The organism is Microbacterium elymi (assembly GCF_021582895.2).
Classification (GTDB): domain Bacteria; phylum Actinomycetota; class Actinomycetes; order Actinomycetales; family Microbacteriaceae; genus Microbacterium; species Microbacterium humicola.
Genome location: NZ_CP091139.2, coordinates 3,204,303 through 3,227,423 on the forward strand (window position 1 = coordinate 3,204,303; position 23,121 = coordinate 3,227,423).

General features: G+C 71.0%; 17 protein-coding genes and 10 pseudogenes. 17 read left to right on the forward strand and 10 right to left on the reverse strand.

The window, feature by feature from the left end; translation table 11 throughout:
• The first annotated feature begins 20 nt into the window (after positions 1–20).
• On the forward strand, positions 21–992 hold the full coding sequence (locus tag L2X98_RS17495) for a type II secretion system F family protein (protein ID WP_354002843.1): 972 nt from the start codon (positions 21–23) through the stop codon (positions 990–992).
• Positions 993–1,013: 21 nt separating this feature from the next.
• Here the strand turns inward: L2X98_RS17495 and L2X98_RS17500 are convergent, their stop codons facing one another.
• The 4 genes and pseudogenes from L2X98_RS17500 to L2X98_RS17515 form a co-directional block, all read right to left on the reverse strand.
• Positions 1,014–2,855 (reverse strand): response regulator, encoded by a 1,842-nt coding sequence (locus L2X98_RS17500; protein ID WP_259611738.1) that lies wholly within the window; start codon positions 2,853–2,855, stop codon positions 1,014–1,016.
• A gap of 347 nt (positions 2,856–3,202) precedes the next feature.
• On the reverse strand, positions 3,203–3,454 hold the full coding sequence (locus L2X98_RS22525; RefSeq protein WP_435526287.1) for an ATPase, T2SS/T4P/T4SS family: 252 nt from the start codon (positions 3,452–3,454) through the stop codon (positions 3,203–3,205).
• A gap of 97 nt (positions 3,455–3,551) precedes the next feature.
• Positions 3,552–3,857 (reverse strand): annotated as a pseudogene (locus tag L2X98_RS17510) (GspE/PulE family protein); the annotation flags it as partial.
• Positions 3,858–3,942: 85 nt separating this feature from the next.
• Positions 3,943–4,578, reverse strand: a pseudogene (locus L2X98_RS17515) (GspE/PulE family protein); the annotation flags it as partial.
• 128 nt (positions 4,579–4,706) lie between these two features.
• On the opposite strand from L2X98_RS17515, the gene L2X98_RS17525 reads away from it, so the two are divergent.
• The 3 genes from L2X98_RS17525 (at position 4,707) to L2X98_RS21875 (ending at position 6,486) form a co-directional block, all read left to right on the forward strand.
• Positions 4,707–4,859, forward strand: a complete 153-nt coding sequence (locus L2X98_RS17525; protein ID WP_259613428.1) for a hypothetical protein — start codon at positions 4,707–4,709, stop codon at positions 4,857–4,859.
• 480 nt (positions 4,860–5,339) lie between these two features.
• Positions 5,340–5,861, forward strand: coding sequence for a YhjD/YihY/BrkB family envelope integrity protein (locus L2X98_RS17530; RefSeq protein WP_259611739.1), 522 nt, complete (start codon positions 5,340–5,342; stop codon positions 5,859–5,861).
• Positions 5,830–6,486, forward strand: a complete 657-nt coding sequence (locus L2X98_RS21875; RefSeq protein WP_494337248.1) for a YhjD/YihY/BrkB family envelope integrity protein — start codon at positions 5,830–5,832, stop codon at positions 6,484–6,486. Before L2X98_RS17530 ends, L2X98_RS21875 begins: the two co-directional genes overlap by 32 nt.
• On the opposite strand, the pseudogene L2X98_RS21880 reads toward L2X98_RS21875, so the two are convergent.
• The 3 pseudogenes from L2X98_RS21880 to L2X98_RS21890 form a co-directional block, all read right to left on the reverse strand.
• Positions 6,414–6,620, reverse strand: a pseudogene (locus L2X98_RS21880) (LysR substrate-binding domain-containing protein); the annotation flags it as partial. The gene L2X98_RS21875 and the pseudogene L2X98_RS21880 sit on opposite strands and share 73 nt — an antisense overlap.
• 94 nt (positions 6,621–6,714) lie before the next feature.
• Positions 6,715–6,822, reverse strand: a pseudogene (locus L2X98_RS21885) (LysR family transcriptional regulator); the annotation flags it as partial.
• Positions 6,823–7,081: 259 nt separating this feature from the next.
• Positions 7,082–7,399: pseudogene (locus L2X98_RS21890) on the reverse strand (helix-turn-helix domain-containing protein); the annotation flags it as partial.
• Here L2X98_RS21890 and L2X98_RS17545 point away from each other — a divergent pair.
• From L2X98_RS17545 to L2X98_RS17560, 4 genes and pseudogenes are all read left to right on the forward strand, one after another.
• Entirely contained in the window at positions 7,365–8,279 is a 915-nt protein-coding gene (locus L2X98_RS17545; RefSeq protein ID WP_259611740.1) for an NAD(P)-dependent oxidoreductase, read from the forward strand. The pseudogene L2X98_RS21890 and the gene L2X98_RS17545 sit on opposite strands and share 35 nt — an antisense overlap.
• 73 nt (positions 8,280–8,352) lie before the next feature.
• Positions 8,353–9,862, forward strand: a pseudogene (locus L2X98_RS17550) (CoA-acylating methylmalonate-semialdehyde dehydrogenase).
• 65 nt (positions 9,863–9,927) lie between these two features.
• Positions 9,928–10,155 (forward strand): response regulator, encoded by a 228-nt coding sequence (locus tag L2X98_RS17555; protein WP_259611741.1) that lies wholly within the window; start codon positions 9,928–9,930, stop codon positions 10,153–10,155.
• Between the two features lie 84 nt (positions 10,156–10,239).
• Positions 10,240–10,761 (forward strand): CYTH domain-containing protein, encoded by a 522-nt coding sequence (locus L2X98_RS17560; RefSeq protein WP_354003082.1) that lies wholly within the window; start codon positions 10,240–10,242, stop codon positions 10,759–10,761.
• A gap of 300 nt (positions 10,762–11,061) precedes the next feature.
• Here the strand turns inward: L2X98_RS17560 and lpdA are convergent, their stop codons facing one another.
• Together lpdA and L2X98_RS17570 are read right to left on the reverse strand one after the other, a co-directional pair.
• Complete coding sequence (lpdA, locus tag L2X98_RS17565; RefSeq protein WP_259611742.1) at positions 11,062–12,459, reverse strand: dihydrolipoyl dehydrogenase; 1,398 nt, start codon at positions 12,457–12,459, stop codon at positions 11,062–11,064.
• 10 nt (positions 12,460–12,469) lie between these two features.
• Positions 12,470–13,027 (reverse strand): copper resistance CopC family protein, encoded by a 558-nt coding sequence (locus L2X98_RS17570; RefSeq protein WP_259611743.1) that lies wholly within the window; start codon positions 13,025–13,027, stop codon positions 12,470–12,472.
• Between the two features lie 165 nt (positions 13,028–13,192).
• Between L2X98_RS17570 and L2X98_RS17575 the strand changes: the two genes are divergently transcribed.
• The 3 genes and pseudogenes from L2X98_RS17575 (at position 13,193) to L2X98_RS17585 (ending at position 15,033) form a co-directional block, all read left to right on the forward strand.
• Entirely contained in the window at positions 13,193–13,690 is a 498-nt protein-coding gene (locus tag L2X98_RS17575) for an FHA domain-containing protein (protein WP_259611744.1), read from the forward strand.
• Positions 13,690–14,381 (forward strand): annotated as a pseudogene (gene ftsR / locus L2X98_RS17580) (transcriptional regulator FtsR). The gene L2X98_RS17575 and the pseudogene ftsR overlap by 1 nt, the downstream one beginning before the upstream one ends.
• 109 nt (positions 14,382–14,490) lie before the next feature.
• Positions 14,491–15,033, forward strand: a complete 543-nt coding sequence (locus L2X98_RS17585; RefSeq protein WP_259611745.1) for a MerR family transcriptional regulator — start codon at positions 14,491–14,493, stop codon at positions 15,031–15,033.
• 66 nt (positions 15,034–15,099) lie between these two features.
• Here L2X98_RS17585 and L2X98_RS17590 read toward each other — a convergent pair.
• Positions 15,100–15,921 (reverse strand): annotated as a pseudogene (locus L2X98_RS17590) (ParA family protein).
• Between the two features lie 95 nt (positions 15,922–16,016).
• Here L2X98_RS17590 and L2X98_RS17595 point away from each other — a divergent pair.
• From L2X98_RS17595 to L2X98_RS17620, 6 genes and pseudogenes are all read left to right on the forward strand, one after another.
• A pseudogene (locus L2X98_RS17595) lies at positions 16,017–19,423 on the forward strand (pyruvate carboxylase).
• A gap of 98 nt (positions 19,424–19,521) precedes the next feature.
• Entirely contained in the window at positions 19,522–20,703 is a 1,182-nt protein-coding gene (locus L2X98_RS17600; RefSeq protein WP_259611746.1) for a hypothetical protein, read from the forward strand.
• A complete protein-coding gene (locus L2X98_RS17605) occupies positions 20,594–21,280 on the forward strand; it encodes a MinD/ParA family ATP-binding protein (protein ID WP_494337237.1) in 687 nt (228 codons plus the stop codon). The genes L2X98_RS17600 and L2X98_RS17605 overlap by 110 nt, the downstream gene beginning before the upstream one ends.
• 3 nt (positions 21,281–21,283) lie before the next feature.
• Positions 21,284–21,776 (forward strand): annotated as a pseudogene (gene def, locus L2X98_RS17610) (peptide deformylase).
• Positions 21,777–22,213: 437 nt separating this feature from the next.
• Complete coding sequence (locus tag L2X98_RS17615; protein ID WP_259611747.1) at positions 22,214–22,549, forward strand: hypothetical protein; 336 nt, start codon at positions 22,214–22,216, stop codon at positions 22,547–22,549.
• A 149-nt stretch (positions 22,550–22,698) separates the two neighbouring features.
• Positions 22,699–23,043, forward strand: a complete 345-nt coding sequence (locus L2X98_RS17620; protein ID WP_259611748.1) for a hypothetical protein — start codon at positions 22,699–22,701, stop codon at positions 23,041–23,043.
• The last annotated feature ends 78 nt before the right edge of the window (positions 23,044–23,121 follow it).

The following is a 23,121-nucleotide window of genomic DNA, read 5'->3' on the forward strand; positions in this document are numbered from 1 at the left end:
TCAACGCCGGACTGCCGCTGATGCGGACCATCGGCATCCTCGTCGAGCAGTCCGAGGACAAGCGGCTGCAGTCGGCGCTGGTCGCGGTGCAGGCCGACGTCGAATCGGGCGCCGCGTTCTCGGCGGCCCTCGCCCGTCAGCCCGAGGTGTTCCCGCCGCTGCTGGTGAGCCTGGTCCGGGTGGGTGAGACCGGCGGCTTCCTCGGGGACGCGCTGACCTCGGTGGCCGAGACGTACGCCAAAGAGGCCGACCTGCACAACAAGATCAAGTCGGCCACCACCTACCCGATGGTCGTGCTGATCATCGCGATCCTCGGCGTGGTCGCGATGGTCACGTTCGTGGTGCCGGTGTTCGAGGGCATGTTCGCCGGGATCGGCAAGTCGCTGCCGCTGCCCACGCAGATCCTGGTCGTGACCTCGCACAACATGGTGTGGATCCTGCCGCTGCTGATCGTCCTGGTCATCGGCGGCTCGGTCTGGTGGCAGGCCAAGAAGGACACCGAGGCCGTGCGGCGCCGGGTCGACCCGATCAAGCTGAAGATGCCGGTGTTCGGGCCGCTGGCCACCAAGATCGCCGTCGCGCGGTTCTCGCGCAGCCTGTCGATGATGCTCGACGCCGGCGTTCCGCTGCTGAACGCCCTGTCGATCGTCGGCCAGGCCTCGAACAACTGGAAGATCGAGCGGGCCGTCGCCGACATCCAGGACTCCGTGCGCCAGGGCAAGTCGTTCGCCGGCCCGCTGGCCAAGGCCGAGGTCTTCCCGCAGATGGTCGCCCAGATGGTCGCGGTGGGCGAGGAGTCCGGCACGCTCGCCGAGATGCTCGCCAGCATCGCGGACTTCTACGAGAACGAGGTCGAGACGGCGGCCGCCCAGCTCACCTCCACCATCGAGCCCGTGCTGATCGTCGGCATCGGCGTGATCATCGGCGGCATGGTCATCTCGCTCTACCTGCCGATCTTCACCCTGTACGGCGACCTCAGCCAGACCGGCTGACCTCGCGCCGACCGGCGGCGCTCACCGACCGGCGGCCGGCAGCTCCACGCGCAGGCGGGCCCCGCCCCGCGGCGACGCCTCCAGCACCGCGCGGCCGCCGTGCCGCTCGAGGCGCTCCGCGAGGCGGGCCAGGCCGTTCCACCGGGGGAGTGCCGGCAGGCCGGCACCGTCGTCGTCGACGGTGAGGATGACGCGCTCGGCCCCGGGCGCGCCGTCGAGCCGGATGAGGATGTCGATGCCGGTCGCCGCACCGTGCCGGAGCGCGTTCGTGATGCCCTCCTCGACGGCGCGCACCAGGGCGATGCGCGCGCTGACGGCATCGGCGTGATCGCCGTCCAGGGCGTGATCGGCCTCGGGCGCGACCTGGGCCGTCACGGCGATGTCGGCGGGCACCCGACGCACCAGGCTGCGCACCGCGTGCGCGAGGCTCACATCGACGCCGACCGGGTACACGAGCTGGCTCAGCTCGCGGACGTCGTGCTCACGCATCGTGTCGAGGTCACGACGGATGCCGTCGAGCCGATCGAGTGCGGCAGCATCCCATCCCTCGTCCCGGCCGTGGTCGATCAGCCCGCCGAGCGCGGTCTGGGTCAGCACCAGCCGGCCCTGCAGGGTGCCGTGCAGTCCCTCGGCGACCTCGCGGCGCACGCGCATCTCTTCGGCGGCCAGCTCGGCGAGGGCGACCGAGGCGCGCGTGCGCTGCTCGGCGGCGGCGCGCTCGTGCTCGCGCAGGCGCACCCGGGCGCGCACCTGCGCAAGCGCCAGCAGGAGCGAGACGATCACGACCACGAAGACCGAGGCGATCTCGGTGACGCCGGCGTTGACCGACGGCTGCGCGTAGACGCCGATCCACAGCTGGACGAGGTGACGCCCGACGCCGGCGATGACGGCGGTGCCCATGAGCAGGGCGAACACGGCGCCGAGCCGGCGCTCGGGCAGGCGCACGAGCGCGCACACCAGCAGGACGAACCCCACGGTCGCCAGGCCGATCAGCAGCCGGGTGGGCAGGAGCGCGTCCTGCGCGGCGAGCTGCGCGGCGCTGAGCCGCAGGGGGCGGAACACGAAGACCGCCTGCACCGTCGACCCGATCGCGAACGTGGTCAGCAGCGCGCCCGCCGTCAGAAGCAGCACCCGGAGGTCTTCGCGACGGTCGCGGTCGGCGGCGGCCGGCGGCGACGCGGGGCTCATCCCGACCGGCCGGTCGTGCTGGCGCCGTCGCGCACGAGCTTGCAGCGCGGCGGCGACCCGGCTGTTCAGCTCGCCGTCGTTGCGCACCCCGAGGGCGGTGTAGACCGCGTTCAGCAGGTTGTCGACAGAGTGCGCCGAGATGCCCATCTCGCGGGCGATGGCCGCGTTGGAGAGCCCCTCGGCGACCAGCCGCAGGGCATCCAGCTGACGCGGGGTGAGGGCTTCGAGGGCGCTGCCGCGTCGCGGAGCCAGGCGGGCGATCAGCTCGGGGTCGAGCACGCTGGCGCCCCGTGCGCTCGCGTGCAGGGCGCGCAGCGGCAGGGGTCGGGACGTGGATGTCGTCTTCGACAGATAGCTCCATCCGGCCCGCTCGGACTCGGGCAGGGCCAGCAGCAGGTCCATCACGTCGTGGCCGCTCAGCAGCACGATGCCCAGCTCGGGGCGGGCGGCGCGCAGCGAGCGGGCCAGGGCGAAGCCGTTCCCGTCGGGAAGCTCGACGTCCATCAGCATCACGTCCACCGCGCGGGTGCTGGCCAGAGCGCGCGCCTCGGAGACGCTTCCCGTTGCCGCCACCAGCGCGAAACCGTCCTCACGACGGATCAGATCACCCAGCAGCGAACGGAAAAGCGCCTGGTCCTCCACGAGGATCACCCGTATGACGTGCTCGGCTTCCATGCTCGAGCATCAGTGTACGGATGCGCGGGCGCTTTCCAGCGGCGCCGCGCGGATGCGGTGGCCGGGTTCGCGCCCGCGCGGGAGAGACCGGGCGCGGACCGACGCGGCGAGATCTCCCCACTCCTCCGCGTCGGTCACATGCCGGTGCCGGTCCGTGGGCCGCGCGTGGCACGCATCACGGGACGATCCGGCGCCTGCTCCCCAGATGCATGACCGTGACGGTCCCGATGCTGGTGACGACGCTGCCTCCGGCGGTGACGCCTCACTCTACGAACGCCCGGCGCGCGGCGGAAGGGAGAAAACTCCCCGGCGTGCGACAGTGACCGGGATGCGGCATCCGCCCCTCGTCAGACGCTGACGCGGAGCACCTCGTCGATCGTCGTGAGACCCTGCGTGACCTTGCTCCAGCCGTCGTCGCGCAGCGACACCATGCCCTGATCGAGGGCCACTTGGCGCAGGGCGGTGCCGGTCGCGTGCGTGGTGATCAGCTGCTCGAGCTCGTCCGACATCGTCATCACCTCGTGCAGCGCGATCCGGCCGCGGAAGCCGGTGCCCGAGCACGACGGGCAGCCGCCGGCCTTGTACAGCTTGCGGCGGATCGTTGTGCTCGTGCGGGAAGCGCAGCCTGCCGAGCGTCTCGGAGTTCTCGGTGTACGGCAGCTTGCAGTGCGTGCACAGCTTGCGCGCCAGCCGCTGCGCGACCACCGCCTGCAGAGCGGTGGCGACGAGGAACGGCTCGCATCCGATCTCGGTCATGCGGGTGATCGCGCTGGGCGCGTCGTTGGTGTGCAGCGTCGACAGCAGCAGGTGGCCGGTCAGCGCCGCCTCGATCGCGATCGTCGCGGTCTCGTTGTCGCGGATCTCGCCGACCAGCACGACGTCCGGGTCGGCACGCAGGATCGACCGCAGCGCGGCCTGGAACGTCATCCCGGCCCGCTGGTTCACCTGCACCTGGTTGATCCCCGCGATCCGGAACTCCACCGGATCCTCGACCGTGATCACGTTGACGGTGGGATCGGCGACCGTGCGCAAGCGCGGTGTACAGGGTCGTCGACTTGCCCGACCCGGTCGGACCGGTGACCAGCACCATGCCGTGCGGGCGGGTGATCGCGGCGGTGAACCGGCGCTCGTTGGTGACCGAGAACTCGAGGTCGCTCATCGCGAGGGCCTGGCCGGTCGTGTCGAGGATGCGCAGCACGATCTTCTCGCCCCACACTGTCGGCAGGGTCGCCACCCGCAGGTCGATCTGGCGGCCGTCGTGCCGCACCGACAGGCGCCCGTCCTGCGGCTTGCGGCGCTCGGCGATGTCGATCGACGACATGATCTTCAGTCGCGAGATCACGCCGTCCTGGATCGCGGGGTCGGCCCGCTGCATCTCGTGCAGCACCCCGTCGATGCGGAACCGCACGGTCAGGTACTGCTCGCCGGGCTCGACGTGGATGTCGCTGGCCCGGTCGTTGATCGCCTGGGCGATCAGCAGGTTCACGAACCGGATGATCGGGGTGTCGTCGCCGTCGTCCAGCGACTCGGTGTGCGCGGCCGACGAGGCCGGTGCTATCGCCTCGCCGATCTGCACCGACAGGTCGCTCAGCTCCTCGTCCGAGCGCAGATACCGCTCGAACGCCTGCTGGAGCGCGTCGGCGGCCACCACGACCGGCTCGATCTGCGTGTCGGCCACGCTGGTCACGTCGTCGATGGCGATCAGGTCGGTGGGATCCAGCATCCCCACGATGAGGCGGTTGCGCGGCCGCTCGCAGCGGGATCAGCTGATACTTGCGGCACAGGGCCCCGGGAACCAGGGCGATGGTGTCGGGGTCGAGCGTCGCGCCGGTCAGGTCGACGAACCGGTGGTTGCTGTGCAGCGCGATCGCCTCGGCGATCTGCCGGTCGGTGACCAGGCGCGCCTCCAGCAGCTTCTCGCGCAGCTGGTCGCCGTCGCCGACGTCGCGCACCAGCGTCGACATCCGCGCGGCATCCACGGCCCCAGCCTCCACCAGCGTCTGAGCAAGATCCCTCACGGTGAACCCCCGTTCCCCATTCCCCGACGCTCATCCTACCGGTCAGCCCCCGGCGCGGATAGGGCGCGATGGCACGGCCGAACCTCGTGGTTCGCTGTGAACCGGCGCGGTCTCCTGCCGCCGGGCGCCGCCGATCGGCTAGGGTGAAGCCGCACCGCCGAACTGGGGAGGCGGGTGCCGCGGCGTAGCGGTGTGGCCGTTCTTCTGGGGGGCCGCACGAGGCGCTCGACACCGCACTTGCGAGTGCGAGAGGTGCGTGGGTGTCGCGCGCGCCGACTCGCGACACGTTGCGGCACCCACGCACGGTTGACGGCCGCGACGACCCGTCTGGGGAACGAGCGCATCGTCGGGCTGGGGGCCCGGCTGTCGACGGCCGCGTGCAACCTCCGCCAGCCTAGGCGACCCGGATCCCGTCGACGTGCGCCCCGGGGGAGACGCGTCGGCGTGTCGCGGTTAGGGTGGTGCCGTGCGCGAGCGGATGCGGAAGATCACGGCGTGGGCTCTCAGTCTGAAGCCGGTGCGCGCCTTCCTGCACTACACCGAGCACCGCGGGCCGCAGCTGGCGGACGCCATCACCTACCGCACTCTGTTCAGCGTGTTCGCGGCGGTGCTCCTCGGCTTCAGCGCCGCCGCGGCCTGGCTCGCCGGCAACCCCGACGCGATGCGGCGGCTGGAGACGACGGTCAACGCCGTCATCCCCGGACTGGTGGGCAGCGGCGGTCTCGTCGACCCGTCCACGATCACGGCCCCCACCGGGCTCACGATCGCCGGGATCGTCGGTCTGGTCGGTCTGGTGGGCGCCGCGCTGGGCGCCATCTCATCGACCCGGACCGCGCTGCGGACGCTGGCCGACCAGATCCACGACGACGTGTTCTTCGTCTGGGTGCTGCCTGCGCAACCTGGGGCTGGCGATCGCGATCGGCGTCGGGTTCGCGGCCTCCGCCGGTGCCACGTTCCTGGTCTCCCAGCTCGCGGACGGGGTGCGTGAGTGGGCCGGGCCGGCCTCCGCCGGGGTCGCGGTCGTCCTGACCCAAGTGGCCTCGGTCGTGATCGTGTTCGTCCTGGACGCGGTGATCGTCGCGCTGCTGTTCATCGTGCTGGCCGGGGTCCGCGCGAACGCCCGCGCGATCATCCCCGGGGCGCTGGTCGGCGGCGTCGGCCTCACCGTGCTCGGCGAGCTGTCGTTCCTGTTCGTGCGGGGCGCGTCATCCAACCCGCTGCTGGCGTCGTTCGCGTCGCTGATCGCGCTGCTGCTGTGGCTGAACCTGTCTGCGCAGGTGCTGCTGATCGCCTGCTCGTACATCATCGTCGGCGTCGCCGAGCAGCAGGACCGGGTGCGCGCCCGCCACGGCAGCCCCACGATGGCGCACCGGCGGGTGCAGCGGGCCGAGGATGCCGTCCGCACCGCGGTCGCCGAGCTCGACCACGCGCGCGCCGGCGAGCAGACGCCCGGAAACTCGGGCAGCCCCGCCACTGACCGCACGCGCTCGTGCACCGCGTCCAGCGTCGCGGCCATCGCGGCGTTGCGCGGCCCCTCGTCGCGGACCACCGCCCAGTACGACAGTGGGTGCGCGTACGCGTCGCGCAGCACCGGGACCAGCCGGTCATCGTGATCGGCCAGGAAGTCCGGCAGCATCCCGATGCCGGCGCCGGCGGCCGTGGCCTCGACGTGGGCGAACACGCTGGTGGACCGGATCGACGGGGGAGAGGTCGGCAGCGACTGCACCGCCCGGTCGAGCTCGTCCACCTGCAGCGACGACTCGACGTAGTAGATCAGCGGATCGCTGCGACAGCTCGTCCAGGGCGGCGGGGGTCCCGCAGCGCTCCAGGTACGCCGGGCTCGCGTAGAGCCGCAGCGAGTAGTCGCACACCGGCGTGGCGAACGCGCGGTGCACGGCCGGTCGTCCCACGACCACCTCGAGGTCCACGCCCGAGCGGTTCTGCCGCACTCGCTGCGTCGCGGCCAGCAGCTCGACCGCCAGCCCCGGGTGCCGGTGCTGCGAGCGCGGTCACGGCCGGCACGAGGAACGCCGAGGTGAACGCCTCGGGCGCGGCGATGCGCACCATCCCCTGCACCGGGTCGCCGCCGGTCTCCTCGCCGAGCGCCCGCAGCGACGCCTCGATGCTCTCGGCGGTGGTCAGCGCGCGCCGGCCGAGGTCGGTGATCTCCCACCCTCCGGTCGTCCGCACCAGGATGCGTCCGCCCATGGCCTCCTCGAGGGCGGCGATCCGCCGCGACACGGTCGAGTGGTTGACCCCGAGCACCTCGGCGGCGGCCGTGTAGCGCCCGAGGCGCGCGACGGCGAGGAACGTCATCAGCGCCTCGGGCTCCGGTTCGCGGACCATGGGACCAGTGTGCAGGAATGCACACTCAGGGTGCAAGGATGCCGCAACTTCGTGCATTGATCTGCAGTGCCTCTCGTGCCTATCCTGGCTTCGACGTGGCATCCGCATCGGCGGGACGTCGCGCGGACACCTTCGAGGAGGCAGGATGTCGACGATCGCGTGGATCGGACTCGGGCACATGGGTGCGCCGATGAGCGGGAACCTGGTGGCTGCCGGACACACCGTGCGCGGCTACGACATCTCCGAGGAGTGCGCCGCCGTCGCGGCCGCGCGGGGCGTGACCACGGTCGGCTCGATCGCCGAGGCGCTCGAAGGCGCCGAGGCGTGCTTCACCTCCCTCCCGATGCCGCAGCATGTGCGCTCGGTATACGACGGGCCGGACGGGATCTGGGCGCACGCGGCGGCCGGCACCCTGCTGATGGACACCTCGACGGTGGATGTCGCGACCTCGCGCTGGTGCCACGACGAGTCGACCGCACGCGGCTTCACGTTCGTCGACAGTCCCGTCTCGGGCGGCACGGCGGGGGCCGAGGCGCACTCGCTGGCCTTCATGCTCGGCGGCGCCGCCGATGACGTGGAGCGCGCACGGGGGTACGTCGCTCCGATGGCCGGCAACGTGATCGCCTGCGGCGAGGCGACGGCGGGCATCGCCGCCAAGCTGGTGAACAACATGATGCTGTTCATCTCCACGATGGCGGTCGCCGAAGGCTCGCAACTGGCCGAGCAGCTGGGCCTGGACCACGCCGTGTTCTGGAACGTCGCGAATGCGGCGTCCGGTCAGTCCTGGGCGCAGCGCACCTGGTATCCGGTTCCCGACATCGTGCCGACCGCGGCGGCCAACCACGACTTCGACGCGACCTTCTCGGTGGATCTCGCCCGCAAGGACTGCGCGCTGGCGGTGCAGGCCGGCGACACCACGGGCGTCCATCTGCCGGCCGCGAAGCTCGCGCTCGGGCAGCTGGACGAGCTCGTGTCCGAGGGCTTCGGCGGCAAGGACTGCACCCTGGTCACGAAGTTCGCCTCGCCCGACGGCACGTTGCGCGGCTGGAGCGGTCACTGAGCCCGAGCACGCCATCCCCGCAGCATCCCGAACCCCAGCATCCCGAACCCCGGCATCCCCACGAAGGAACATCATGAGCACCACCATCGACACCCCCACCCTCACTCAGATCCCGCACGTCATCGGCGGCAGGCGCGTCGAGCCCGGCCCGCGGCGCGGCGCGGTCTACAACCCGTCGCTGGGCGCGCCGATCGGCGAGGTCGGTCTCGCGTCGGCCGAGACGGTCGCCGAGGCCGCCCGCACCGCCGCCGCGGCGCAGAAGAAGTGGCGGGATGTCGGACTGGTCAAGCGTGCGCAAGCTGATGTTCCGGCTGCGCGAGATCATCACGACCCGTGCCGAAGAGCTGGCCCGGATCATCACCGCCGAGCACGGCAAGACGGTCCCCGACGCGATGGGCGAGGTGGCCCGCGGGCTGGAGAACGTCGAGTTCTGCACGGGCCTGATGCACCAGCTGAAGGGCGAGTACTCCGAGCAGATCGCCACCGGGCTGGACGTGCACCAGGTGCGGCAGCCGCTGGGCGTGGTCGCCTGCATCACTCCGTTCAACTTCCCGGCGATGCTGCCGTTGTGGATGGTGCCGACCGCGATCGCGGCCGGCAACGCCGTCATCCTCAAGCCCAGTGAGCGCGACCCGTCGGCCGCGGTCTGGCTCGCCGACGCGTTCGCCGAGGCCGGCCTGCCCGATGGCGTGCTGAACGTCGTGCACGGCGATAAAGAGGCGGTCGACGCCATCCTGGCCGACCCGATCATCAAGGCCGTGTCGTTCGTCGGGTCGACCCCGATCGCGAAGTACATCTACACCGAGGCCGCCGCGCACGGAAAGCGCGTGCAGGCCCTGGGCGGCGCGAAGAACCACATGGTGGTGATGCCGGACGCCGACCTGGATGCCGCGGCCGACGCGGCCGTGTCGGCCGGGTTCGGCTCGGCCGGCGAGCGCTGCATGGCCATCTCGGCCGTGGTCGCCGTGGGCGGCGTGGGCGACGCCCTGGTGGCCAAGGTCGCCGAGCGGATGAAGAACCTGCGCATCGGCGACGGCTTCGACCCGGACAACGAGATCGGCCCGCTGATCACCGCGGCGGCCCGCGACCGCGTGCGCGGATTCGTGGACGGCGCCGAGGGGGAGGGCGCGCGCCTCGTCGTGGACGGGCGCGAGCAGGAGTTCGACTCCGAGGGCTTTTTCCTCGGGGCATCCCTCGTCGACGAGGTGAAGCCCGGGATGCGGGTGTACGACGAGGAGGTGTTCGGCCCGGTGCTGTCGGTGCTGCGCGTGGACACCTACGACGAGGCGGTGCGGATGATCAACGAGAACCCGTACGGCAACGGCACGGCCGTCTTCACCCGGGACGGGAAGACCGCCCGGCAGTTCGAGTACGACATCGAGGTGGGCATGGTCGGCATCAACGTGCCGATCCCGGTGCCGGTCGGGTCGTTCTCGTTCGGCGGGTGGAAGAACTCGCTGTTCGGCGACACGCACATGTACGGGTCCGAGGCGTTCAACTTCTACACCCGCCGCAAGGTCGTCACCAGCCGCTGGCCCGAGCCGAGCGAGAGCCAGATCAGCCTCGGCTTCCCGACGCACTGAGGGCGCCGCCTCGAGCGGGCCGCGAAGTACGCGGCGATCGGCCGCGAGCGCACTACGCTGTGAGCATGGCCATCGCACGTCTTTCCGGGGGCCCGCTCGACGGGCAGATCATTCCGCTCGAGCCGGGAGCGTCAGACTCGCTGATCATGCCGTACGGCGAGGGACAGCTCATCTACGAGCGCGCCGGCGCCGACGCGAACACCGGTGCGCATGACGGCCCGACGGCCGCCACGTTCGTGTACGTCGAGGCGACGGCCGACATCGATCCGGATCCCGACCAGCGCGACGAATGACCCGGCCGACGCACTCCCTCGAGATCGAGCGCAAGTACGACGTCGACGAGGGTACGGCGCTGCCGGACTGGACGCTTGCCCGACGTGGCGCGGGTGGACGAGCCCGAGCACCGCGCGCTCGACGCGCGCTACCTGGACACGGCCGAACGCACGCTCGCCCGGCAGCGGATCGCGGTGCGCCGGCGTGAGGGCGGGCCGGACGCCGGCTGGCACGTGAAGGCGTCGGCGGCCGAGGGCCGGCATGAATGGCACTGGCCCCTGGGGGCGGATGCCGAGGAAGGCGTCCCCGCCGAGGTCGCGGCGATCCTCGCGGAGTGGTCGGCCGGCCCGTTCCAGCCGCTCGCGCGCATCCGCAACCGGCGCACGGCCTACACGCTGCGGGATGCCGAGGGTGCGCTGGTGGCCGAGGTCGTGGACGACCAGGTCAGCGCCCGCGACGAGCGTGCCGGCACCGAGTCGTCGTGGCGCGAGTGGGAGGTCGAGCTCGGCCCGGCGGCCCCGGCCGATGTCGACGCATTCTTCAGCGCGGTGGACGCACTCGTGGCTCGCGCCGGCGGCCGCCCCGCGGCATCCGATTCGAAGCTCGCCCGCGCCCTCGGAGCCTGACCCGCCCGCCTGCCCAGGCCCGCCCCGGCCCGCCCGCCTCTTCTTCCTCGAAATCGTACGATCTGGCCGAGTGCACATCAATTTCGGCCAAGTTTCATGTGCACTCGGCCAGATCGTACGATCCCGACGGGGAAGCAGGACGGGGAAGCACGACGGGGAAGCACGACGGGGAAGCAGGGCGAGAGAGCAGGACGGGGAAGCAGGACGGGGAAGCAGGGAGGGGGAAGCAGTGACGCCGCCCTCGGCTTCGATCCAGGGCGGCGTCACGAGTTCCCGGAAACCGGGAGACTGGCCTTCAGTCTAGAGGTTGATCATGTGCCCGACCAGGCCGTGGAAGCCCTCCTGCAGCGCCTCCGACAGCGTCGGGTGGGTGTGCACGTTGCGGGCTGCCTCGAGCGCGGTCAGATCCCACTTCTGCGCGAGGGTCAGCTCGGGCAGAAGCTCCGACACGTCCGGGCCGATCAGGTGCCCGCCGAGCAGCTCGAGGTGCTCGCCGTCGGCGATCAGCTTCACGAACCCGACCGGTTCGCCCAGGCCGTTCGCCTTGCCGTTCGCCGAGAACGGGAACTTCGCGACCTTGACGTCGTAGCCCGCATCCCGCGCCTGCTGCTCGGTGAGGCCGAACGACGCGACCTGCGGGCTGCAGAACGTCGCGCGCGGCATCATCCGGTAGTCGCCCAGCGTCATGGTCTCGGCCTTGCCGATCGTCTCGGCGGCCACGACGCCCTGCGCCTCGGCCACGTGCGCGAGCTCGAGCTTGGCGGTGACATCGCCGATCGCGTAGATGTGCGGCACGTTCGTGCGCATGTGGTCGTCGATGTCGATGGCGCCGCGCTCGGTGAGCTTCACCCCGGTCTTGTCCAGCCCGAAGCCCTCGACGTTCGCGGCGAACCCGACCGACATGAGCACCTTGTCGGCCTCGAGCGATCCGGTCGATCCGTCCTTGGCGGTGTAGCTGACGGTGACCTTGTCGCCGGCGTCCTCCACCTTCTCGACCTTCGTCGAGGTGAGGATGTCGATGCCGTAGCCCTTGTACTGCTTGGCGATCTCCTTCGAGACCTCGGCGTCCTCGTTGGGCAGGGCGCGATCGAGGAACTCGATGATCGTGACCTCCACGCCGTAGTTGCGCAGCACGAAGGCGAATTCCATGCCGATCGCACCGGCGCCGACGATGACGATCGAGCCGGGCAGGTCGCGGGTGAGGATCTGCTCCTCGTACGTGACGATGTTGCCGCCGATCTCGACGCCGGGCAGGCTGCGCACCTTCGAGCCGGTCGAGATGATCGCGTTGTCGAACGTGACCTCCTCGGTGGAGCCGTCGGCCTTGGTCACCGTGATGGCGTTCGAGCCGGTGAACGAGCCCCGCCCCTCGAACTCGGTGATCTTGTTCTTCTTCATCAGGAAGTGGATGCCCTTGACATGGGTATCGGCGACCTTGCGGCTGCGATCCCACGCGACCCCGAAGTCGAAGTGCACGTCGCCGGAGATGCCGAACAGGTCGGCCTTGTGCAGCACCTGGTGGGCGAGGTCTGCGTTCTTCAGCAGCGCCTTGGAGGGGATGCATCCGACGTTCAGACACACACCGCCCCAGTACTTCTCTTCGATGACTGCGACGGAAAGCCCGAGTTGGGCACTGCGAACGGCCGCGACATAACCGCCGGGGCCGGCGCCGAGGATGACGACGTCGAAATGTGGCATGGTCCCCAGCCTAATGGTCGTCGGTGCGGCGCGAGCGGGTCACCAGCAGATAGGCGACTCCGGCGATCACGATCACCACGACGATTCCGCCGATGATCCAGGGCAGCGGCGTCACGCCCTGACCGGCGGTCGGCGCGGGGGCGGCGGATGCCGCGGTGTCGCACGTGCGGGAGGGCTGGGGTGCGGATGCCTCGCCCCCGGCGACCGTGAAGGTGAACTCGCCGGAGACCGGGTGTCCGTCGCGGGAGACCACCCGCCACAGCACGTGCACCGGGCCGGTGGCCGACCCGCTGATGGCCTGCGAGACGACGTTGTCCTGGATGCTGAGCGCCCCGTCGTCCAGGACCTGGCAGGAGGCGTCCAGGACCCGCACCTGATTCGCCTCACCCCCGGCATCCGTCACGGTGTCGTTGAAGGTCAGCGTCACCTCCGCCGGCAGGGCATCGACCGAGGATCCGTCCGCGGGCGTGGTGGACAGCAGCTGATCGTGGGCGGATGCCGGTCCGGCGACGCCGAGTACGGCGACGGCGGCCAGCGCGAGGGCGGCGGCAGCGGTACGGATTCTCACGGCCGTGAGCCTACCCGCCGCCTCTATGACCGGGTCTGCCCGGGGGTGCGGACCCGGGTTCGCCGAGTGGACACGGACCCATCCGGTTCAATAGTGTCGAACCCGGTGCTTTCGCTCTCACAGGCAGTGCCGTATCGGTTAGTCTGGGGGAAAGGGAGGACGACCGTGGACGACAACCGCCGACCCGGAGCGGGCGACATCCGGCGCGACGGCGCCGCGCACGGCCGCCCCGTCTCCAGCGACTCGACGCAGACCTTCGGTCACGATTCCGACCTTTCGTTCGTGCCGTTCGGCAGCGATCTGAGCAGCGCCGAACTCGACGCGATCGAGGCGCTGCCGGCGGGTTCTGCGCTGCTGATCGTGCGGTCGGGTCCGACCGCCGGTGCACGCTACCTGCTCGACAACGACGTGATGACCGTGGGCCGGCATCCCGAAGCCGACATCTTCTTCGACGACGTCACCGTCTCGCGCCGCCATGCCGAGATCACCCGCGAGCGCAGGCGATTCGAGATCGTAGACCAGCGATCGCTCAACGGCACCTATGTGAACGGCGAGCGGGTCGACCGCTCCGAGCTGGTCAACGGCGCCGAGGTGCGCATCGGAAAGTTCCGGCTGAACTTCTTCGTGTCGCCGGCCGACCTCGCCGGGTCCGCGGACAGCTGATGCCCGCCGCCCCCGCCCCCCGCCGCGCACGCGCGAACGGGGGAGTCCTGAGCATCGGTCAGGTCCTCGCGCGGCTCAGCCCGGAATTCCCCGCGCTGACGGCCAGCAAGCTGCGCTTCCTCGAGATGCAGGGCATCGTCACCCCGCTGCGGACCGAGTCCGGCTACCGCAAATTCACCCCCGAGGATGTCGAACGGCTTGCGCCTGGCCCTCACCCTGCAACGCGACCACTATCTGCCGCTGGCCCGCATCCGCGACTACATCGAGGATGTCGACGCCGGCCGCGATCCGTCGCCTCCGGCCGCCGTGCCCCCGTCGATCACCCCCGCTCCCCGCCGGTACCGCCGGGCCGAGCTGCTGGCCGCGGCCGGCGCCGGCCCGGCAGCTGCTGAACGACGCCATCAGCACCGGGGTGATCATCGCCGCCGACAGCTACAGCGAGCAGACGCTCGGGGTGCTGCGGGCGCTGGTCGCGCTGGAGCGGCACGGCATCGAACCGCGGCACATGCGCACGCTGCGACAGTCCGCCGAGCGCGAGGTGGCGCTGATCGAGTCCGCGCTGGCGCCGCTGCGGCGGACGGATGCCGCGTCACGCGGCCGTGCCGGCGAGCTGGCCCCCGAGATCGCCGCCCGCATCGGCGACGTGCGCGGACACTTCGTGCGCGCCGCGCTCGAGCGGCTCGTCCGGTGAGGGCCGCGGGCGACACGCCGCGACCCTGCGCGCGGATGTCATTGCCGGAGGGGGGTTGCTCCCGTACCGTGGAGGGAACGCCATTGGACTCCGGCGAAGGGGGATGTCGATGACCGACGACGATTCGGCAGGCGAGCGGTTCGCTGTGGACCTCCTCTTCACCGACGGCCTTCCGGCCATGGACGACGAGGTCGGCTACCGCGGCGCCGTCGCCGCCCGCGCGGCCGGCATCACCTACCGCCAGCTGGACTACTGGGCGCGCACCGAGCTCGTCGAGCCCACCGTGCGCGGGGCCAGCGGCTCCGGATCGCAGCGGCTCTACGGCTTCCGCGACATCCTGGTCCTCAAGCTCGTCAAGCGGCTGCTGGACACCGGGATCTCGCTCGAGCAGATCCGCACCGCCGTCGAGCAACTGCGGGTCGCCGGCATCCGCGACCTCGCCGGCACCACCCTGATGAGCGACGGCGCCTCGGTCTACCTGTGCACGTCGAACGACGAGGTCATCGACCTCGTCAGCCGCGGCCAGGGCGTGTTCGGCATCGCGGTGGGCAAGGTGCTCACCGAGGTCGAGTCGACGCTGCTGGACTTCGACCCGCAGCGTCCCGACCCGGTCGACGAGCTGGCGGCGCATCGCGCCAAGCGCACGGCCTGACCCGCTGGCGCGGATCGGTGGGGATGCCGGAATCCCGACCGTGTGACGGCGGATGCCGCGACCGGCTCAGGTGGCGGAGGACGCCGTCACTTCGCCCGGGATCGGGATGCGCCCGGTGCGCATCACCCGGTCCAACAGGGCGTCGAAGTCGGCCGCCAGCTCCTGTGCGGAGTCGCCCGGCCAGATGTGCAGAGGCTTGGCCGCACCCTGCGCCTGCTCGAGCGAGGTCCGCTCGGGCAGCTGCGGGAGAGCACCAGCGGGCCGAACATGTCGCGCAGCTCCTTGATCCGGAACTGGTGCTCGATCGACTGCGGGCGCACCCGGTTCACGACGATCCCCAGCGGCTTGCAGTCGCGGACTCAGGCCGCGGCGGATCTCCTCGATCGCGCGCAGCGCGCGATCGGCGGCGGCGACCGAGAACAGTCCCGGCTCGGTGACCACGATCACCCGGTCGCTGGCGGCCCAGGCGGTGCGGGTCAGCGCGTTCAGCGAGGGCGCGCAGTCCACGAGCACGAGGTCGTAATCGGCCTCGACCGCGGCCAGCGCCTCTTCGAGCTTCCAGACGTCGCGCACGCTCGGGTGCGGACCGTCGAAGTTGATGGCCGACGGGCTGCCGATCATCACGTCGATGATGCCGGGGTGCACCTTGGCCCAGCCGCTGGAGGTGATCGCCTGACGGACCACCTTCTCCTTGGGATTGGCCAGGACGTCGGCGATGTTCAACCGCCCCGCGACTTGGATGTCCATGCCCGTGGACACGTCGGACTGCGGGTCGAGATCGACGACGAGGGTCTTCACGCCACGCGCGAAAGCGGCGGAGGCAAGGCCGAGCGTCACGGTCGTCTTGCCGACGCCGCCCTTGAGTGAGCTGACGGAGAGGACGTGCACAAGGCTCTACGTTACCGTCCTCTAGGCTGAGAACACACTCAGCCACGTCGGTCGGTCGCCTGCGCCTCGGGCGATCGCCTCCCATTGGGGGTCGCATGTTCCGAAAGATCCTGGTCGCCAACCGCGGTGAGATCGCGATCCGCGCGTTCCGCGCGGCGTATGAGCTCGGAGCGCGCACGGTCGCGGTGTATCCGTACGAGGATCGCCATTCGCTGCACCGGCTGAAGGCCGACGAGGCGTACCAGATCGGCGAGCCGGGACATCCGGTGCGGGCCTACCTCGACGTCGACGAGATCATCCGCGTGGCGCGGGAGTCCGGCGCCGACGCCATCTATCCGGGGTACGGATTCCTCTCCGAGAACCCCGAACTGGCCGAGAAGGCCGCCGCGAACGGGATCACGTTCATCGGTCCCGACGCGTCGGTGCTCGAGATGGCCGGCAACAAGGTGGCCGCCAAGCATCACGCGATCGACGCCGGTGTTCCGGTGCTGCGCTCCACCGAGGCATCCGACGACGTGGACGCGCTGCTCGCGCAGGCCGACGAGATCGGGTTCCCGCTGTTCGCCAAGGCGGTCGCCGGCGGCGGCGGGCGCGGGATGCGGCGGGTCGAAGAGAAGGGCGAGCTCGCACCGGCTCTGGCCGAGGCCATGCGCGAGGCCGGCAGCGCGTTCGGCGACGCCCGGATGTTCCTCGAGCAGGCGGTCATCCGCCCCCGGCACATCGAGGTGCAGGTGCTGGCCGACCTTCAGGGCAGCACCGTGCACCTGTTCGAGCGGGACTGCTCCATGCAGCGCCGCCACCAGAAGGTGGTCGAGATCGCGCCGGCCCCCAACCTCGACGACGGCATCCGACAGGAGCTGCACCGGCACGCGGTCGCGTTCGCCCGGTCGATCGGCTACCAGAACGCCGGCACGGTCGAGTTCCTGCTCGAGACGGCGGGGGAACGCGCCGGCGAGGTCGTCTTCATCGAGATGAACCCGCGCATCCAGGTCGAGCACACCGTCACCGAAGAGGTCACCGACGTCGACCTGGTGCAGTCGCAGATGCGGATCGCCTCGGGCGAGACGCTCGACCAGCTCGGGCTTGCGTCAGGAGGACATCCACCTGCGCGGCTCGGCGGTGCAGTGCCGGATCACGACCGAGGACCCGTCCCAGGGCTTCCGGCCGGACACCGGCAAGATCACCACCTACCGGTCGCCGGGCGGCGCCGGCATCCGCCTGGACGGCGGGACCACCGCGGCCGGCTCGCAGATCAGCCCGCACTTCGACTCGATGCTGGCCAAGCTCATCTGCCGGGGCAGCGACTTCCGGCAGGCGGTCGTCCGCGCCCGCCGCGCCCTCGCCGAGTTCCGCATCCGGGGCGTAGCCACCAACATCCCGTTCCTGCAGGCGGTGTTCGACGACCCCGAGTTCCTGGCCGGCGACGTCTCGACGCTGTTCATCGAGGAGCGTCCCGAGCTGCTTCGCGGCCGGGTGTCCAAAGACCGCGGCACCAAGATCCTGAACTGGCTCGTGGACGCCACGGTCAACAAGCCCAACGGCGTGAACCCGCTGAGCATGGAGCCGGCCGTCAAGCTGCCGCACGTCGACCTGACCGTGCCCGCGCCGGACGGGTCGCGTCAGCGGTCGCTCACCCTGGGTCCCGCCGGCTTCGCCGCCGACCTGCGCGGGCGCACCGAGCTGGCCGTCACCGAGACCACCTTCCGCGACGCGCACCAGTCGCTGCTGGCCACCCGGGTGCGCACCAAGGACCTGGTGGCGGTCGCGCCGTATGTGGCCCGGCTCACCCGGCTTGCCTGTCGGTCGAGGCGTGGGGCGGGGCGACGTACGACGTCGCCCTCCGCTTCCTCGGCGAAGACCCGTGGGAGCGGCTGGACAAGCTGCGCGAGGCCATGCCGAACCTCGCCATCCAGATGCGCTGCGCGGGCGCAACACGGTCGGCTACACGCCGTACCCGACCGAGGTCACCGACGCGTTCGTACGTGAGGCCGCGGCATCCGGCATCGACATCTTCCGCATCTTCGACGCCCTCAACGACGTCTCGCAGATGCGGCCGGCCATCGACGCCGTGCTCGCGACCGGGACGGCGGTCGCCGAGGTCGCAGTCTGCTACACCGGAGACCTGCTGAACCCGGCCGAGGACCTGTACACGCTGGACTACTACCTGCGCCTGTCCGACCAGATCGTCGAGGCCGGCGCGCACATCCTCGCGATCAAGGACATGGCGGGGCTCCTGCGCCCGTCCGCGGCCGCCACGCTGGTCGCCGCGCTGCGCGAGCGGTTCGACCTGCCGGTGCACGTGCACACGCACGACACGGCCGGTGGGCAGCTGGCCACCCTGATGGCGGCCAGTGCCGCCGGTGCGGACGCGGTGGATGCCGCGGCCGCCCCGATGTCGGGCACCACAAGTCAGCCCTCCCTGTCGGCGCTGGTCGCCGCCCTCGCGCACACCGAGCGCGACACCGGCCTGTCGCTGGATGCGGTCTCGGACCTCGAGCCGTACTGGGAGGCGATGCGCCACCTGTACCACCCGTTCGAGTCCGGGTTGCCCGGCCCCACCGGCCGCGTCTACCACCACGAGATCCCGGGCGGGCAGCTGTCGAACCTGCGCCAGCAGGCCATCGCGCTGGGGCTGTCCGACGACTTCGAGCTGATCGAGGACATGTACGCGGCCGCGAACGACATCCTCGGCCGCGTGCCCAAGGTCACCCCGTCCTCGAAGGTGGTGGGCGACCTGGCCCTGCACCTGGCGGCCGTCAAGGCCGACCCGGCCGAGTTCGAGGAGCACCCGGAGCGCTTCGACGTGCCCGACTCGGTGGTCTCGTTCATGGCCGGCGAGCTCGGCGATCTGCCGGGCGGGTGGCCCGAGCCGTTCCGCAGCAAGGTGCTGGCCGGCCGTGACGTCAAGATCGGGTTCACCCCGATCGACGCCGCGCAGGAGGCGTCGTTGAACGGCGAATCCGGTGAGCGTCGGCGCATGCTCAACGAGCTGCTGTTCCCGGCCCCGACCCGGGCGTTCCGAGACAGCCGCGAGCAGTACGGCGACCTCAGCGTGCTCGACACGGCGGACTATCTGTACGGTCTGACCCCGGGCACCGAGCACGTGGTCGAGCTCGAGCGCGGCGTGCAGCTGTTCGTCGGTCTGGAGGCCATCGGCGAGGCCGACGACAAGGGCATGCGCTCGGTGATGACCACGCTGAACGGGCAGCTGCGCCCGGTGTTCGTCCGCGATCGCAGCGTCGAGGTCGAGGCCCGCCAGGCCGAGCGCGCCGACACCTCCCGGCCCGGGCAGGTCGCGGCCCCGTTCTCCGGTGCGGTCACCATGAAGGCGGCCGAAGGGGACGAGGTCGAAGCCGGTCAGCCGGTCGCCTCGATCGAGGCGATGAAGATGGAAGCGGCCATCACCGCGCCCGTCGGCGGCGTCGTGGAGCGGCTCGTGGTGACCGGGACGGCACAGGTGGAGGCGGGCGACCTTTTGGTCGTCATCCACCCTCGGCAGTAACCTGAAGGGCGGGTTCGCCCGGCCCGCCCGTTCTGGAGAGTTCTGCCTTGACGCCTGATCACCCTGATTCCACGCCCGATCCCACCGAGGATCGGGGCGTGCTGTCCGACGCCGCCAGCTCCGACACCGCGGTGCTGGGCATCCTCGGCGGCGCCACCGCACAGGTGAGCGTGTCGCTGCCGGTGACCGCCGATGACGACCTGCTCGACGACGATGTCGTGGACGACGAGGTCGACTTCGGCGCCGTCGACGGCGCCGACGACGACGGTGCGGCCTACGACGGCGCCGCCGTCGACGACGCGCCAGAGGCCGAGGCATCCGCCGGCGACGCGCCGGACGACCAGCCGGTCGACGACGGATTCGAGGCGGAGATCGTCGAGGCCGAGGTCATCGAGGACGACGACGCCGAGACCCTCGAGGACGATGTCGTGCCGGATGCCGCGACGGGCGATGTCGCTGATGACGGCGTCGCCGATGACGACCTCGCTGATGACGACGCTGCCGATGACGACGCCGAGGACGAGGACGAGGACGCCGGCGCGGATGCCGCGGCCGGCCCGCTCGCCGAAGACGCCGACGCCGACCCCGCCGCCGCCCAGGATGCGGCGGCCGCGGCCGACGGATCCGCCGACAGCGACATCCCGCCCGCCACCCGACTGCACACGGTCGGCTCCGCGTCGGACGCCTCGGAGCAGGTCGTCGATGCGGATCCGGTCGAAGCAGAGCAGACTGGGTCCAGTGCGAAGGTCACCGGCGACCGGTTCGCGACCGCCGCAGAGGAGGCATCCATGGACGAGACCCGCTCCGGGCGCGCCCACGAACGCGCCCGCACGCATGAGGTGGAGCGCGTGCACCCGCCCCGGTTCGAGCAGACGCTGACCTCGAAGCGGCTCGACCAGTTCGAGGTCGGCAAGGAGACCTCCGACCTGCTCACCGCGGATCGCCTGCTCGAGCACGGGACCGCCGGCGGCGAGCCCGAGGGCACGTGGCAGGCACTTCGTCTACTCCCTCTCCGGCGGCCGGATCAACCTCGGCGACGGCAAGCGGGCGCGGGCGCGCAAGGAGCTGACCCGGCGCATCGCGGCGCCGCTCAACGGCGGCGCCCGGTTCGTGCCGGTGCTGTCCCGCAAGGGCGGCGTGGGCAAGACGACGATCACGACCCTGCTCGGCATGGCACTGGCCGACGCGCGCGACGACCGGGTGATCGCGATCGACGCGAACCCGGACCGGGGCACCCTCGCCGAGCGGATCGCCCGGCCGAGCGGCAAGACCGTGCGTGATCTGGTGCGCATGAAGGGCGCCGTCAACGGCTACAACGACGTGTCCACCGTGGTGGCGCGCGACGAGACGCGGCTGGACGTGCTCGCGTCCGATGCCGACCCGAATGTCTCGGAGGCGTTCAGCGACGAGGACTACGAGGATGTCGCGGCGCTCGCCGCGCACTACTACTCGATCGTGCTCACCGACACCGGGACCGGCATCGTCCACTCGGTGATGGGGGCCACGCTGGGACTCGCCGATCAGCTGGTGATCGTGTCCGGACTCAGCATCGACGAGGCGCGTCTGGCGTCCGAGACCCTGACGTGGCTCGAGGCCAACGGGTACGCGGACCTCACGCGGAGCGCCGTCGTCGTGCTGAACAACTCCCGGCCGGGCACACCGCTGGTCAGCGAGGACGAGCTGCAGGCGCACTTCAGCACGCGCGTGCGCACGGTGGTGCGGATGCCGTACGACCCGCTCATCGCGACCGGCAGCGCCATCAGCTTCCGCGACCTGCAGCCGGCCACCCGGGAGGCCGCCCGCGAGCTCGCGGTGACGGTCGTCGAGGGCCTGCGCTCGCTGGCCGCGGCCGCCTAGCCGATGACGGTCCGACAGATCCGCCTCTTCGGCGACCCCGTTCTGCGCAGCACGAGCGAGCCGATCGGCGACATCGACGACGGCATCCATGCCCTCGTGCGCGACCTCGTCGACACGGTCGAGCTTCCGGGGCGGGCCGGCGTGGCGGCCCCGCAGATCGGGGTCGGCCTGCGGGCGTTCAGCTACAACGTGGACGGCGAAATCGGCTACGTGCTCAATCCGGTGCTCACCGAGGTGTCGGGTGAGCCCGAGCGGATGGGCGAAGGATGTCTCTCGGTGCCCGGCCTGTGGCACGAGGTGCTCGCGCTACCCGCATGCGACGGTCACCGGGGTCGACGTCGACGGCGAGCCGATCACCGTGAGCGGGGACGGGGTGCTCGCCCAGGCGCTCCAGCACGAGACGGACCACCTGGACGGGACGCTCTACATCCACCGGCTCGAGCCCGCCGCCCGCCGCCAGGCGATGCGCGAGATCCGCGAGTCCCCCTGGTTCTGACCCGCTCCTCTGCCCCGCCTCTTCTGCGCGAAATCGTACGATCTGGCCGAGTGCACATGAAACCTGGCCGAGTTTGATGTGCAGTGGGCGAATTGATGTGGTTGGAAGCGGGCCTGGCCGGCGACGGGGTCGGCATCGGAGACCGGACGCCGCTTCCTCCCCAGACACGGCATCCGCGCCCGTTGTCCACGGATTCACTGGCGGCATGCCCGGAGGCCCGTGGGCCAGGCCATCATCGAAGCCATGCGCACCGCCCAGGATCCGACCACCATCCACTCCTCGGTGTTCTCCCGCGCGACGCTGATCGCCGAGGGATGGACGGACGACGGCATCCGCGCCGCCGTTCGCGATAAAGTCGTGCGGCGCCTGCACCACGGCTGGTACATGGCGTTCGAGCTGTGGGAGTCGCTGTTCTGGGAGCAGCGCATCTCGCGCACGTGGCCGCCGTGGTCGCGGATGCCGGCGATCCCGGCCCGATCATCGCGAACGAGTCGGCGGCCGTCGCGCATGGGCTCCCGCTGTTCCACTACCTGCCCGACCGCGTCCACGTCATCTGCGAGAAAGGCGTGCGCGTCTCCAGCACCCGCGACGTCGTGCGCCACTTCGGTCCGCTCGAGGCCTCCGAGATCGTCGAGGTCGACGGCATCCGCTGCACTTCCCTCGCGCGGACGGTGGTGGACGTCGCGCGGACCTGCTCGACCGAGGTCGCCGTGGCGGCCGCGGATGCTGCGCTTGCGCTCGGTCGCCGCGGGGGAGGGACCATGGGACTATGACGAGGATGCTGCAGAGGAGCTGCGTCTGGCGATGCACGGGATCCTCGACCGGATGCCGCGGGCACGCGGGGCGCGTCGGGCACGATGGGTCATCGCCTTCGCGGACGGCCGGGCGCAGGCCTGCCGGGGAGAGCGTGACCCGACTGCGGATGTCACAGCTGGGCTTCGTCATCACCGGGCTGCAGGTCGCTGTGGCGGGACCGAACGGGACCATGCTGTACATCGACCTCGCCACGGACGAATGGTGGCTCGAGTTCGACGGGAAGACGAAGTACCTCGACGAGGCGATGCGCGACGGAGCACCGCTGGAAGAGGTGCTGCTGGACGAGAAGAAGCGTGAGGACTGGATCCGCGCGCAGACCGACCGCCGCGTGGTGCGCGTGGGCGACGAGCACATCGTGACGACCGGGGAGTTCCGGCGCAGGCTCGCCGTCTACGGCATCCAGCCACCTCAGTGCCGGCCGTCGCCCGACCCGGGCCCGATCTTCCGGTAGTACTCGGGGCGGCACGCGGGCCGCGCGGCGTGGCGCAACCGGTGCGCGGCCGACGTGCTGGAGCCCGACCCGCCCCGC

Bases quoted from the DNA above. Each gene is read 5' to 3' on its own strand.
- L2X98_RS17545 (WP_259611740.1), top strand. From the start codon at position 7,365: ATGTCGACGATCGCGTGGATCGGACTCGGGCACATGGGTGCGCCGATG.
- L2X98_RS17620 (WP_259611748.1), top strand. From the start codon at position 22,699: ATGTCACAGCTGGGCTTCGTCATCACCGGGCTGCAGGTCGCTGTGGCG.
- lpdA (WP_259611742.1), bottom strand. From the start codon at position 12,459: ATGCCACATTTCGACGTCGTCATCCTCGGCGCCGGCCCCGGCGGTTAT.
- L2X98_RS17585 (WP_259611745.1), top strand. From the start codon at position 14,491: ATGACCGACGACGATTCGGCAGGCGAGCGGTTCGCTGTGGACCTCCTC.
- L2X98_RS17555 (WP_259611741.1), top strand. From the start codon at position 9,928: ATGGCCATCGCACGTCTTTCCGGGGGCCCGCTCGACGGGCAGATCATT.
- L2X98_RS17605 (WP_494337237.1), top strand. From the start codon at position 20,594: ATGGCACTGGCCGACGCGCGCGACGACCGGGTGATCGCGATCGACGCG.
- L2X98_RS17495 (WP_354002843.1), top strand. From the start codon at position 21: ATGCGGACCATCGGCATCCTCGTCGAGCAGTCCGAGGACAAGCGGCTG.
- L2X98_RS17500 (WP_259611738.1), bottom strand. From the start codon at position 2,855: ATGGAAGCCGAGCACGTCATACGGGTGATCCTCGTGGAGGACCAGGCG.